Annotated in this window: 10 protein-coding genes; 3 read left to right on the top strand and 7 right to left on the bottom strand. The window is 36.3% G+C overall.

Annotated elements, in window-relative coordinates; all coding sequences use genetic code 11:
• Positions 1-3: 3 nt before the first annotated feature.
• Entirely contained in the window at positions 4-750 is a 747-nt protein-coding gene (locus tag RM520_RS01295; RefSeq protein WP_311386698.1) for a hypothetical protein, read from the bottom strand.
• Between the two features lie 272 nt (positions 751-1,022).
• On the opposite strand from RM520_RS01295, the gene katG reads away from it, so the two are divergent.
• On the top strand, positions 1,023-3,218 hold the full coding sequence (gene katG / locus RM520_RS01290; RefSeq protein ID WP_311386697.1) for a catalase/peroxidase HPI: 2,196 nt from the start codon (positions 1,023-1,025) through the stop codon (positions 3,216-3,218).
• 55 nt (positions 3,219-3,273) lie between these two features.
• Here the strand turns inward: katG and RM520_RS01285 are convergent, their stop codons facing one another.
• The 4 genes from RM520_RS01285 to RM520_RS01270 all read right to left on the bottom strand — a co-directional run bounded on the left by RM520_RS01285 (position 3,274) and on the right by RM520_RS01270 (position 7,105).
• Positions 3,274-3,615, bottom strand: a complete 342-nt coding sequence (locus RM520_RS01285) for a VOC family protein (protein ID WP_311386696.1) — start codon at positions 3,613-3,615, stop codon at positions 3,274-3,276.
• A gap of 2 nt (positions 3,616-3,617) precedes the next feature.
• Positions 3,618-4,190, bottom strand: coding sequence for a sugar O-acetyltransferase (locus RM520_RS01280; RefSeq protein WP_311386695.1), 573 nt, complete (start codon positions 4,188-4,190; stop codon positions 3,618-3,620).
• Between the two features lie 35 nt (positions 4,191-4,225).
• Positions 4,226-6,298 (bottom strand): TonB-dependent receptor family protein, encoded by a 2,073-nt coding sequence (locus RM520_RS01275; RefSeq protein WP_311386694.1) that lies wholly within the window; start codon positions 6,296-6,298, stop codon positions 4,226-4,228.
• Positions 6,299-6,514: 216 nt separating this feature from the next.
• Positions 6,515-7,105, bottom strand: coding sequence for a hypothetical protein (locus RM520_RS01270; protein ID WP_311386693.1), 591 nt, complete (start codon positions 7,103-7,105; stop codon positions 6,515-6,517).
• A 293-nt stretch (positions 7,106-7,398) separates the two neighbouring features.
• On the opposite strand from RM520_RS01270, the gene RM520_RS01265 reads away from it, so the two are divergent.
• Both RM520_RS01265 and RM520_RS01260 read left to right on the top strand, forming a co-directional pair.
• On the top strand, positions 7,399-8,160 hold the full coding sequence (locus RM520_RS01265) for an exodeoxyribonuclease III (protein WP_311383897.1): 762 nt from the start codon (positions 7,399-7,401) through the stop codon (positions 8,158-8,160).
• 65 nt (positions 8,161-8,225) lie between these two features.
• Entirely contained in the window at positions 8,226-9,266 is a 1,041-nt protein-coding gene (locus tag RM520_RS01260; protein WP_311386692.1) for an aldo/keto reductase, read from the top strand.
• On the opposite strand, the gene RM520_RS01255 is transcribed toward RM520_RS01260, so the two are convergent.
• Both RM520_RS01255 and radA read right to left on the bottom strand, forming a co-directional pair.
• The gene (locus tag RM520_RS01255; protein WP_311386691.1) at positions 9,263-11,434 is read right to left on the bottom strand and encodes an outer membrane protein assembly factor BamB family protein; all 2,172 of its coding nucleotides are present in this window, start codon (positions 11,432-11,434) and stop codon (positions 9,263-9,265) included. The genes RM520_RS01260 and RM520_RS01255 overlap by 4 nt on opposite strands.
• 36 nt (positions 11,435-11,470) lie before the next feature.
• Positions 11,471-12,832, bottom strand: coding sequence for a DNA repair protein RadA (radA, locus tag RM520_RS01250; RefSeq protein ID WP_311386690.1), 1,362 nt, complete (start codon positions 12,830-12,832; stop codon positions 11,471-11,473).
• Positions 12,833-12,874 lie beyond the last annotated feature (42 nt).

Raw genomic sequence — 12,874 nt, 5'->3', positions numbered from 1 at the left:
AATTCAATCCTTTTCGGAAATATATTTAAAATAAGCGTTGGCATCTTCGATGTCTGTTAAACCAAGAATCCAACAGACCTCTGAAAAATCAGAGAAATCAAGACTCCCTTTTTCAATTGCTTTATTCAAATAGCGATTGTCTTTTCCATTATATTGGTTTCCCAGCTTTATGGCAAGATTCCATACCTGAGATAAATTCTCACCCTTAATGCTATCGGACCAAGGAATAATTTCCTCAGTACGAAAACCAGGAGTGCCATTTTTTGTGGCATTACCATCAGGGATTTTATAATAGGTAATTGATGATTTGACAAAGTCTAACTTTTCGGGCGTTGTGACCTCTTCATTCCAATCACTATGTTGAACCACGTGAATACGTTTGTTATCAAAACTTGGAAGTGCAAGTTGAAGTGCTTTGATAACATCAAAAGTAAAATCTGATTGTCCCGCTTCAGCAATCCATAAAGAACCAGTTGATTTTAATGTTTTTAGTCCGAGTTGGGTTACGGTTTCCAAAGCCTTTTCATAAGAATTATGGGCGTCGCTCCAGTTTTCACCAAATGCTAGCGCAAACAATTTGTTAGGTGGCACATATAAGCCATTTTGCATTCCATATGTACCAGCTACAGCATGGTAGTTTAAATTTTCATATTTAGAATGAGAAACTAAAGTAGCAAATGCAGCAATTGAATGTAAATCATCAACATCAGTTTTACAATCATACTGTATTATCAGTAAATCTTTTTCCAAATTAAATTTTAGAGCGCTAACCGAGTTTACCTGTCCCAAAGAAATTTTAGTTGAACAAACTAAAATAATAAGTGTAATGATAGTTTTTAATGGCATCCCATTGGATTGAATATCTTTGCTTCTAAGATAGTCAAAAACAATTCTTTATAGATCTACTATAGACATCTCCAATGTTAACATAACGCAAAAAAATAAAAGTGAAGTTCAATTCAGAAATAAGAGCCTTATTTTTAAACATCTCAAAGAATAAATAAAACAAAAATCAACATATTATGAGCGATCCGCACAATGGAAATGGAGACATCAATAAATGTCCATTTTTCGCAGGTACAACAAAAAAGACAGGTGGTCAAGGGGTTAAGAACCGTGATTGGTGGCCGAATGAACTTAAACTAAATATTCTACGTCAACATTCAGTTGCGTCTAATCCAATGGGTGAAGATTTTGACTATGCAGAAGCATTTAATAGTGTCGACTTCGCTACTTTGAAAAAAGAAGTAACTGATTTAATGACCAATTCACAAGATTGGTGGCCTGCTGATTATGGCCATTATGGTGGATTTATGATTCGTATGGCTTGGCATAGTGCTGGAACCTATAGAGTAGGTGATGGCCGCGGTGGGGCCGGTGGTGGTAACCAACGTTTTGCTCCAATTAACAGCTGGCCTGATAATGGAAATTTAGATAAGGCTCGGTTATTATTATGGCCGATTAAAAAGAAATATGGTAATAAAATTTCTTGGGCTGATTTGATGATTCTTGCAGGTAATTGTGCTTTAGAATCTATGGGTTTCCCAACATTTGGTTTCGCCGGTGGTAGAGAAGATATTTGGGAACCAGAGCAAGACGTGTATTGGGGTAGCGAAACGGAATGGGGCGCTAATGAAGAGCGTTATGAAGAAGGGGAATTAGAAGGTCATCTTGGAGCAGTTATGATGGGTTGGATTTATGTTAACCCAGAAGGTCCAAACGGAAACCCTGATCCAATGGGCTCGGCGAAAGATGTTCGTGAAACCTTTGGACGTATGGCTATGAACGACGAAGAAACTGTGGCTTTGGTTGCAGGGGGACATACTTTTGGAAAAGCTCATGGAGCTGCAGACCCGAACCAATATGTAGGTGCTGAACCGGCCGGAGCTTCGATTGAAGAAATGAGTACAGGTTGGAAAAACTCTTATAAAAGTGGGGTTTTAGAAGATACCATAACAAGTGGTATTGAAGGAGCTTGGACACCAAACCCAACACAATGGGATGCTGATTATTTTGATGTGCTTCTAAATTACGATTGGGAATTAACAAAAAGCCCTGCTGGTGCACATCAATGGACACCAACTGCAGCGTCAAAAGCAAAAATGGCGCCTTCAGCTGGAGGTAATGGAACACAGGCATTAATGATGACGACCGCAGATATTGCCTTGAAAACTGATCCTGCTTATTTGGAAATTTCTAAACGTTTTCATGAAGACCATAAGGCGTTTGAAGATGCTTTTGCTCGTGCTTGGTACAAACTAACACATAGAGATATGGGTCCTGTAGATCGTTATTTAGGCCCTGAGGTACCAAGCGAAGAATTATTATGGCAAGATCCAATTCCTAAAGTAGGGTATACTTTAAGTGATGCAGATATAACGTCGTTGAAAAATATGATAGCAGCTTCAGGTTTGACTGTTTCGCAAATGGTAAGTACGGCTTGGGCTTCTGCTTCAACGTTTAGAGGTTCTGACAAAAGAGGCGGGGCTAATGGTGCTCGAATTCAATTAGAACCACAACGTAGTTGGGAAGTTAATAACCCAGCTGAACTAAATAAGGTTTTAACTGTTCTTGAAGCAATTCAAAACGAATTTAGTGCTGAGGTTTCTATGGCAGATTTAATTGTTTTAATGGGTAGTGTTGGTGTTGAAGAAGCGGCCAAAAATGCTGGTCATACAGTTGAAGTTCCATTTACCCAAGGTCGTGGAGATGCTACTCAGGAAAAAACGGATATAGAATCTTTTAATTACTTAGAGCCTTTAGCAGACGGTTTTAGAAACTATATTAAAGGTGATTTACAGGTTGCTGCGGAAGATTTATTGATAGATCGTGCAAACCTATTGACTTTAACAGTACCAGAAATGACTGTTTTAGTAGGCGGTCTTCGTGTTTTAGGAACAAACTATGATGGATCGAACTACGGAGTGTTCACTGACAATGTGGGTAGTTTGACTAATGATTTCTTTAGTAATCTATTAGATATGACCTATACTTGGAAAGCAACATCAGATGACGATCGTTATTTTGAAGGTAGTCATAGAATCACAGGTAATGTTGCCTTTACTGGAACCCGTGCAGACCTGATTTTTGGATCTAATTCAGAATTAAGAGCAATTGCTGAGGTTTACGGAACAGATGATGCTAAAGACAAATTTGTAGCAGATTTTGTTGCCGCATGGACTAAAGTGATGAACTTAGATCGTTTTGATTTGAATTAAGATCTAAAATTGCTATGAAAGAGAAAGCATCCTGATGAAAATCAGGATGCTTTTTTTATTCTTTACACCAAACTGCTAATTCATTACCCGAAGGGTCTAAAAACTGAAAACGACTCCCGCCTGGAAAAGAGAAAATATCTACAGAAATTTTTCCACCACTTTTTAGCACTTTCTCTTTAATATTTATAAGATTTAAATGGTGCAAGACTACCAAAACTCCATTTGTGATGGGTTCATTACTTAATTCAAAACCACCTTCAACTCCACTATCTGAAAAAGCGGTATATCTATCGCCATAATCTGTAAATGACCAACCGAAAACTTGGGAATAAAATGTTTTTGTTGCCTTAAGGTCAGTTGATTTAAATTCAATGTAGTTAATAGGTGTGTAACTCATATTTAAAGTTGTTTCTGTACTTTACATGGATTACCGAAAGCTAATACGTTATCCGGAATGTCTTTTGTTACAATACTACCTGCTCCAATAGTAACATTATCGCCAATAGTAACACCAGGAAAAATAACGGAGTTACCTCCAATCCAAACATTACGCCCAATCTTTACTGGTTTGGTAGATGTTAGGTAGTGTGTTCCTTCTTCAGACTTAATAATTCGCTCCGAAGCTTTTAATGGATGTTCGGCAGTATAAATTTGAACATGTGGACCAATAAGTCCGTTAGCTCCGATATTTATTTTATTATCGTCAATAAAAATACAATTGGCATTAATAAATGTATTTTCTCCAATTGAAATATGTTCACCATAATCACAAAAAAATGGAGCTTCAACCCAAACTGCATTACCCATCTTTTCAAATAGACTTTTTAGAAGATTTGAACGCTCTTGAAGCTCAGTAGAATCTAGGTTATTATAGGCTTTTAGTATTGCTCTGGCTTTATGGTATTGCTTTAGTAACTCTGGGTCTCTAGAGTTATAGGGTTCACCATTAAGCATTTTCTCTTTTTCGGTCATCGTATTCTAATTCTACCTTATTAAAGATAAGTTAGTTAAAAAGAATAATTCAATCGCATTCCTGTAAAATAGTTTCTCCCGTTCCCGGGATAAAAGTAACGTGGCGCAGCACCACCAAATCCGGTTGCATTGATTAGGACAGACTGTGCATAATTGGTGTTAAAAAGATTGTTCAAACCAAAATTGATTCCAAGTTTCAAGTTATTCGTTATTGAAGTGTTATATCGTGTTGAAAGGTTAAAAATATTGAATGCTTCACTACTCAAGGTATTGGCATCGTTCAAAAGAATGTCATCTACAAATTGATGTGTTAAATTAAAAACGAAATCATTAGCTCTCCGTAAAGCAATTCCGGAGTTTATTCGATGCCTTGGAACGCCTGCCAAATCATTTCCAGAAAAATTATCGTCTCCATCAATAAAATCAACAAAACTATGATTGCTATAGCTATAGCTCAACCGAGGAATCAATGACCAATTCCCATTAATTTTCTGGCGATACCGTAAATCTAATTCAAATCCTTGGTGTTTAGTTTCACCAGCATTCCGACCGATAAATTGGTCTTCATTAATACGTTCGGCCACCAATAAGTCTGTAATATTCATTTGATAGACTGCGGCATTTATGCTCAATTGGTTTGTAAATAATAAAAACCGCCCTCCTAATTCATAATTAACACCTTTTTCTTGTTCAATGTTGGGATTAATAACCCCATCAGGAGTCAAAGTCTCTTCCAATCCGGGGTTCGAGAATCCACGTCCGATATTGGCGTATAAGATTCCTTTTTTAATTTGATATTCCAAACCTACGCTGGGTAGTAAAATAGCTTCAAAATCTCGTTTAGCAGAAGTATTCTCATCTTCATCATTGAACAAATCTCTAAAATCAAAATTAGTTTGGTTTAATGCGAGGCCAACTTGTGCTGTTAGTTTTGGCGTCAATTGGTAGGCATAAGTACCAAATAGGTTTAGTTGCGAACGAAATTCTTTGTTATCACTCAATTGAGCTCCTTGCAAACTTCCATTACCGTCATTATCCCGAAATTGGTTGAAAAAAGTCTGCCAATTGTATTCATCTTTGTATAATTCAGCCCCAACGGTAAAATCACCCTTAAAAATTGTCCCTTCCAAAAGTGACCTAAAACCATAACCATTAGTAAACTCATCTAAAATATTGAAAGGTCTGGGTTCATAATGGTCCAAGTAGGTATAAAAAATACTTGAAGTGATTTTTAAATCATCATTAAAAAAATGACTATGCGATAATCCAGCAAGTGTGTACTTATTGGTTTCAAAACCGCGAGCTGCAAGCCAATTTGCAGCTGCCCTTCGGGGATCTTCACTGAAATCAGTTTGGTTTATTGAACTTGGAATACTTGCGGTATAGTCAATATAGTTGACTAGAAAATCTAATTTACCTTTAGGATATAATTTGACCGAAGAGGTTAATAAAAACCCATCGCGTTCAAAACTATTATTTTGTCGGAAACCATCTGTTTGTAAATGGTTGTAGCTTAAATTTAAATTAAAACCTTTCTCTGAATGTCTAAAGGATAAATTGTCTTTAATCATATTAAAAGACCCAATGGTAAACGTGTTACTCAAAAAAGTATTACCAACTTCAGGTGGTTTAGTGTTTAATAGAATGACTCCGCCCAAATTAGCCCCTAAGGAAGTTCCTTTTGGTCCTTTTACCACTTCTATACGCCCCATATTTTCAAAATCATAAGCTTCAATAGCAGAAACTCCTGTTCCATTGGTTATTGGTATTCCGTTAAAATACATACGTAGTTTGTCTGTACTAAAAGGTGTTCGTGCTCCAACACCGCGAATGGTAATTCGGTTAGTGTTCAATGCTCCAGACAAAACATATAGGCCAGAAATTTCGTTAAGACCAGAAGCAAAGTCGATTGGACTATATTGTTCTAAATCAGTTATGTTTAATTGGTCTGACGGCGTGATTCCAACAGCTTTTTTTTTGATGAATTCTTGTAATAATACAACCTCGTCCAAGTTAGTTATGGAGTCCTTATTTTGTTGTGCAAAAGTGAAGTTGATAGAAAATAAGAATAAAAAATAGTATTTGATTATGGAAGTACTTTTAACCATCTATTCTATACCTCTAATTGGCAATAGGATGAAAAATGTACCGCTATAGCCAAAATAACATCCCCATTAAATTTAAAACACGAATACAACCTAAAGGTATCTAAAATCATTTAATAGATAAAGTTCAATTACTTGATTGAAAATCCCTGTCTTTTGCGTACCTGGCGTATTCCTATAAATTATTCAAATATTTAAATTGTTAGAAAAGTTAATCTTTTAAAATCGCCACCCAAAATTTAAACCACCACGAATTTGAAGCTCATTATTAAATTGTTGAGCATTATCGCTTAAGGCAAGATTTCTTCCCACTCCGATTCCCAAATCAACCAAGAATCCGCTCTGGCTTATCCATTTCCATCCAATGCCTGCACCAATAGAAGTGTCAAAAATACTCTCTTGGGTTACGCTATTATTTATCGATTCAGATATATTGGCATCGTAGGTGAAAAACTTCACAAATCCTTCAGCATAAAATCCTTTGGCGCCATAATCTTCTTTAGAAAAGAAATATTGACGGTAGTAAGGTGTCAATGAAAAACTTTCATATTCTGAGAAATCGGTAAAGTTATCATCACCATCTAGGGATATAAACAAGTCAATACCCACACCAGAATATTTTCCTAAAATATATTCATACCGCGGATTTAAAGCTGGAATTCCAATCGCAGATAAAACATCAATACTTAATTCATTTCTTTTGGCTGTAGCAAATTGACTCATCTGTTTTTGCGATTCTGTGGGTTCATTCTCTTGCGCGTGGAGAACTAGACCACCAAGTAAAAATAGGTACAGAAATAATTTTTTCATAGTTTTTTTTATACACTAAATATAGCTTATTTTAAATTGTATGGGTTGTAAAAACAACGTCGGTTTTACTAAATTGACAATATTCTATTATAGATTTTTAATTTTCCAATGGAATATGCTAAACCTAAAGCGCTGACTTATAGATCAAAACAAAATAATCTAGCATTTCAAGGCTTGAGAAAAACTCGTGCTCATAGTATTGAATTAAAACCATAAGTCAAGTAAATTCAATTTTGTTAATAGATTATTATCTCAGGGCAAAACAATGTTTATTTTTAAGCAAAATTTAATTCATGAAAATAGCTTCTTATAACGTCAATGGTATACGTGCTGCTTTAAAAAAAGGTTTTGTAGAATGGCTAAAATCAGTTGGGCCTGACGTGATTTGTTTGCAAGAAACAAAAGCAATGCAAGAGCAAGTCGATGTCGCTCTATTTGAAGAGGCGGGTTACAAATACCATTATTGGTTTAGCGCACAAAAGAAGGGATATAGTGGTGTTGCATTACTTTGTAAAATAAAACCTGACCATGTTGAGTATGGAACGGGAATTGACTATATGGATTTTGAAGGAAGAAATATAAGAGCTGATTTTGGCGATATTTCAGTAATGAGCATGTATTTGCCTTCTGGTTCAAACATGGACCGTCTTGAGTTTAAATTAAAATATATGGCAGACTTTCAAGAATACGCCAACGAACTTCGAAAAGAGCGAGAGAATTTAATCGTTTGTGGTGATTACAATATTTGTCATGAAGCTATTGATATACATAACCCAACTGGACTTAAAAATGTTTCAGGTTTTTTACCAGTCGAGCGTGAGTGGATAGGTGATTTCATGAAGAGTGGGTTTATAGATAGTTTTAGGCATTTTAATAAAGAACCCCATAATTATACTTGGTGGAGTTACAGAGCAAATGCAAGAAATAATAACAAAGGCTGGCGGTTAGATTATGGTATGGTGAATAGCTCTCTAAAAGACAGGTTGAAGCGTTCCATAATTCTTCCCGAAGCTAAACACAGTGACCATTGTCCAATTTTATTAGAAGTAGAATAAATCACAAAAGCTTAACACCGATCTTAATGTTGATCCACTAGTTTTGCATCTTTATAGTTTTTATCATGAAATATACCCGCTTACCAAATACTAATATCAGAGTTAGTAAAATTTGTTTAGGAACTATGACTTGGGGTCGTCAAAATTCTGAGGAAGAAGGTCATGAACAAATGGATTACGCTCTAGAACAAGGAGTAAATTTCTTTGATACTGCTGAGCTTTACCCTGTGCCAGCTAAAAAAGAACTATATGCTGTCACTGAAGAAATCATTGGTAATTGGTTTAAAAAAAGAGGTAATCGAGATAAAGTTATTTTGGGTTCTAAGATTGCTGGAACAGGAGATTATACAAAGCATATACGGACAACCGGATTTAGTAAAGATTCAATAATATCAGCTGTTGAAGGAAGTCTAAAAAGATTACAAACAGATTATATAGACTTGTACCAATTGCATTGGCCTGAACGTAATACTAATTTTTTTGGGCAACGAGGCTTTAATGCCGATGCTCCAGATTTTTGGGAAGATAACATTCACCAAGTTCTAGAAACACTGCATGATTTAGTTCAAGAAGGTAAGATTAGGCAAGTAGGGCTTTCTAATGAAAACCCTTGGGGTGTGATGCGATTTTTAGAAGAGGCCAAAGTTCATCAGGGTCTTCCACGAATGGCAACCATTCAAAACGCATATAGTCTTCTGAATAGATTATTTGAAGTTGGCCTTTCTGAAGTTTCAATTAGAGAAAAAATAGGATTATTACCATATTCACCATTGGGATTTGGGGTTCTTAGTGGCAAATATTTAGGTGGAAAAAAACCTCGAAAAGGCAGAGTAACTTTATTTCCGAACTATAACCGTTATAGTAATGAAAATTCTGTAATAGCAACTCAAAAGTACTTTGACCTGGCAACTGAACATGGTCTTTCGTTAACGCAAATGTCACTGGCTTTTGTAAATACGAGGACATTTGTAACAAGTAATATCATTGGGGCAACAACCATGGAGCAACTAAAGGAAAATATTGAAAGTATCAATGTAGATTTATCCGATGAGGTTTTAAAAGGTATTGAAGCTATTCATAACGAGATTCCTAATCCTGCACCTTAATCGGGTAAAGCATAAGCCCGGTATTCATCGCCAGAGGCAGTACCCATTTTACCACCACCACATGCAATTACTATAAATTGCTTTCCACCGATGCTATAAGTTGCAGGTGTAGCGTAACCACCTGTTGGCAATTCTGTTTGCCATAAAAGACTTCCATTTTTCATATTGTAGGCTCGAAATTTTTCATCTTTTGTTGCAGCTATAAATAATAAGTCACTTGCAGTAACCACAGGACCACCATAATTTTCTAGACCTGAAACAGGATGATTAGGGTCATTCAATTGTTCTTCATGTCCTAAAGGAACTTTCCATAAGTATTCTCCAGTATTTAAATCAATAGCATTCAAGGTTCCCCATGGCGGTGTCATTACCGGATAACCTCGATTATCTTTAAAGCGACCAAAACCAGCAACTGCATAAGGCACTTTAGTCGAGCCCTCTTCAGCGCGATGGTCGGTTTCTTCTTCTAAATCTGAAATGTAATTGGTAATAGCTTTTACCTCAGAATCAGTAAGGTTAGGCATACCAGGCATCGCACCTTTTCCATTTTTAATAATGCTTTTAATAGAATCAATAGAAAAACGTTCTTTAATATTTTGTAGTTCTGGAATTGCTCCAAGACCTTGTAATTTACCCCCATGACAACGAGCACAATGAATTTGGGTTAAGGACGCTCCAAAATTTGATTCTTCATTTGATTCTCCGCCAACTTTTTTCATTCGTACAATCCAAGCCATTTCATTAGAGTTCACATACATAATTCCTTTGTTAGGATCCATGGCTGCCCCACCCCATTCAGCTCCGCCATCGGCTCCTGGATATAACAAAACTCCTGTGGTATCAATAGGAACAAACTGTCCTTTTGAAGTAATTTGATTGAATTTATCTAGAACAGTTGGAGGATTTATGTTTTGTTCCTTGTCCACAAAATCATCTACAAATGCTGGTTGATTGGGTGCGTATAAATCAGCCTCTGTCAGCTGCTGTTTAGCAAAAGGTGCAGGTTTTGTTGGTAAAGGTTGTGTAGGGTGGGCTTGTTCTCCTTCTAAATTAGAATTAGGATATGCTTTTTCTTCAATAGGAAATAAAGGTTCACCTGTAACACGGTTAAAAACAAATACATGGCCACTTTTGGTTACCTGTGCTACTGCCGGAATCTTGTGTCCATTACGATTCATCTCAAAAAGGTTAGGTGGTGCAGGCAAATCTCTATCCCATAAATCATGATGAACAATCTGATAATGCCAAAGACGTTCTCCCGTTTTAGCATTTAAAGCTAAAAGTGAATTAGCAAATAGATTTTCACCATGACGATCTCCACCATACCAGTCAAAAGCTGCAGAACCTGTTGGAAAATATACAATACCTCTTTCATGGTCTATAGCATTTCCTGACCAACTATTGGCTCCCCCCACTGTTTTATAGGCTTCCTTCGGCCATGAGTCATAACCAAATTCCTCTGGTTGAGGAATTGTGTGAAATATCCACTCAATTTCACCCGTAATTACATTATATGCTCTTATATGACCAGGTGATGAGCCCGGTCCTTCACCGACTCGAGTACCCATAATCAATAAGTTCTGATAGACGGCACCCGGAGTATTTGCATATACAGCTAGTTTTGTGGCATCTCTACCCAAACCCTCTCTTAAATCTATACTCCCGTTGGTTCCAAAACTTGTAATTGCTTTACCTGTTTTTCTCGCAACAGCATACACATTAAACCCTGAAGCAAAAAACAATCTATCTTCTTTATCTTCGGAATTTGAAGCCCAGAAACTTAATCCGCGATTTAAACCTAAACCAGTATTGTCTTTAGTAGTAGGTTTAAATTTCCAAATTTGTTCGCCATTTTCACCATTTAATGCAAATAGCTCCATTGCAGCATTTACCCCATAAAGAGTTGACCCAATAATCATTGGGTTGGTTTGTATTTGTGTAGTTCTCCCTTCTTCAAGACCTCCACTTTTATAGCTCCAAGCAAGCTCAAGATTTTTGACATTTGTGGTGTCAATTTGAGTAAGTGTGCTAAAATGAGACCTACCTGAATCACCTAAATAATCATTCCAATTATGGTAATCAGGTTGTGTATTTGAGTCATTGGAAGTATTACAACTCAATAATAAGGATGCTGAACTTAGTAAAAAATAAGTGAAATTTTTTCTCATATTGGTCATGTTAGCCTTTTAAATATAAGGACTTTTTCAACCAAACAATTCGACAACTATTTGTTCAATCTTTGAAGCTAGTTTAACCTGAATTTGAGATTTCTTTAATCCAATCTTATTGTTTTTGGAAACATATATGGTTTGAAAGCCTAATTTTTCTGCTTCTAAAATTCTTTGATCAATTCGTTGAACAGGTCTAATTTCGCCGGCGAGACCGACTTCGGCTGCAAAACAAACCCCTTTTTCAATTGGAATATCACTATTACTAGACAAGATTGCCGCTATAACTGCTAAGTCCGTCGCAGGGTCATCAATTGAAATTCCTCCAGTGATATTCAAAAACACATCTTTTGCAGCAAGTTTGAACCCTGCACGTTTTTCAAGTACCGCCAAAAGCATATTCAAACGTTTAGCATTAAATCCTGTAGCTGAACGTTGCGGTGTTCCATAAACAGCAGTGCTTACCAAAGCTTGAATTTCAATTAGTAAAGGTCGCATTCCTTCTACAGTAGCTGCAATTGCCGTACCACTTAAATCTTGATCATTTTTTGAAATTAGTACCTCAGAAGGATTATTAACCTCACGAAGTCCACTGCCTTGCATCTCGTAAATGCCAAGTTCTGCAGTAGAACCGAATCTATTTTTTAGTGATCTAAGTATTCTATAGACGTAATTTCTATCTCCCTCAAATTGAAGTACGGTATCCACCATATGTTCTAAAATTTTGGGACCAGCAATGGTTCCATCTTTAGTAATATGACCAACTAAAATAACAGGGGTGTTACTTTCTTTTGCAAATTTGATAAGCTCAGCGGTACATTCTCTAATTTGCGAGATACTACCTGCTGCTGATTCAATATAATCGGAATGTAATGTTTGAATTGAATCAATAACGACCAAATCAGGCTCTAAGGCCACAATTTGTTGAAAGATATTCTGAGTTTTTGTTTCCGTAAGAATAAAACAATTTTCAGAGTTAGGATGAATGCGATCGGCACGCATTTTAATCTGTTTTTGACTTTCTTCGCCCGAAACATAAAGGGTTTTATATTGAAGCTTTAATGCAATTTGAAGAAGTAACGTACTTTTTCCGATTCCCGGCTCACCACCTAATAAAGTTAATGATCCAGGTACCAATCCGCCACCAAGAACCCTATTGAATTCTATATCAAGAGTATTTAGACGAATCTCTTTGTCACTATTAATTTCTTTTACTAATAATGGTTTCGAGGCTTTTTGAAGAGTTGATGTTGAAGATTTCCAGGTTTTTTTATCCTCTTTCTGAACGACCTCTTCAACAACGGTATTCCATTCTTTACATGAGGTACATTGACCAATCCATTTTGCGTATTGAGCACCGCAATTTTGACAGAAATAAGCAGTTTTGGTCTTTGCCATTTATCCTTTAGGAATTTGGCTAAAGATAAGTGTAAAGTTCTA

It is taken from the genome of Croceitalea vernalis, from assembly GCF_031846405.1.
Taxonomy (GTDB): domain Bacteria; phylum Bacteroidota; class Bacteroidia; order Flavobacteriales; family Flavobacteriaceae; genus Croceitalea; species Croceitalea vernalis.
This window is presented reverse-complemented; position numbering and strand designations above follow the sequence as displayed.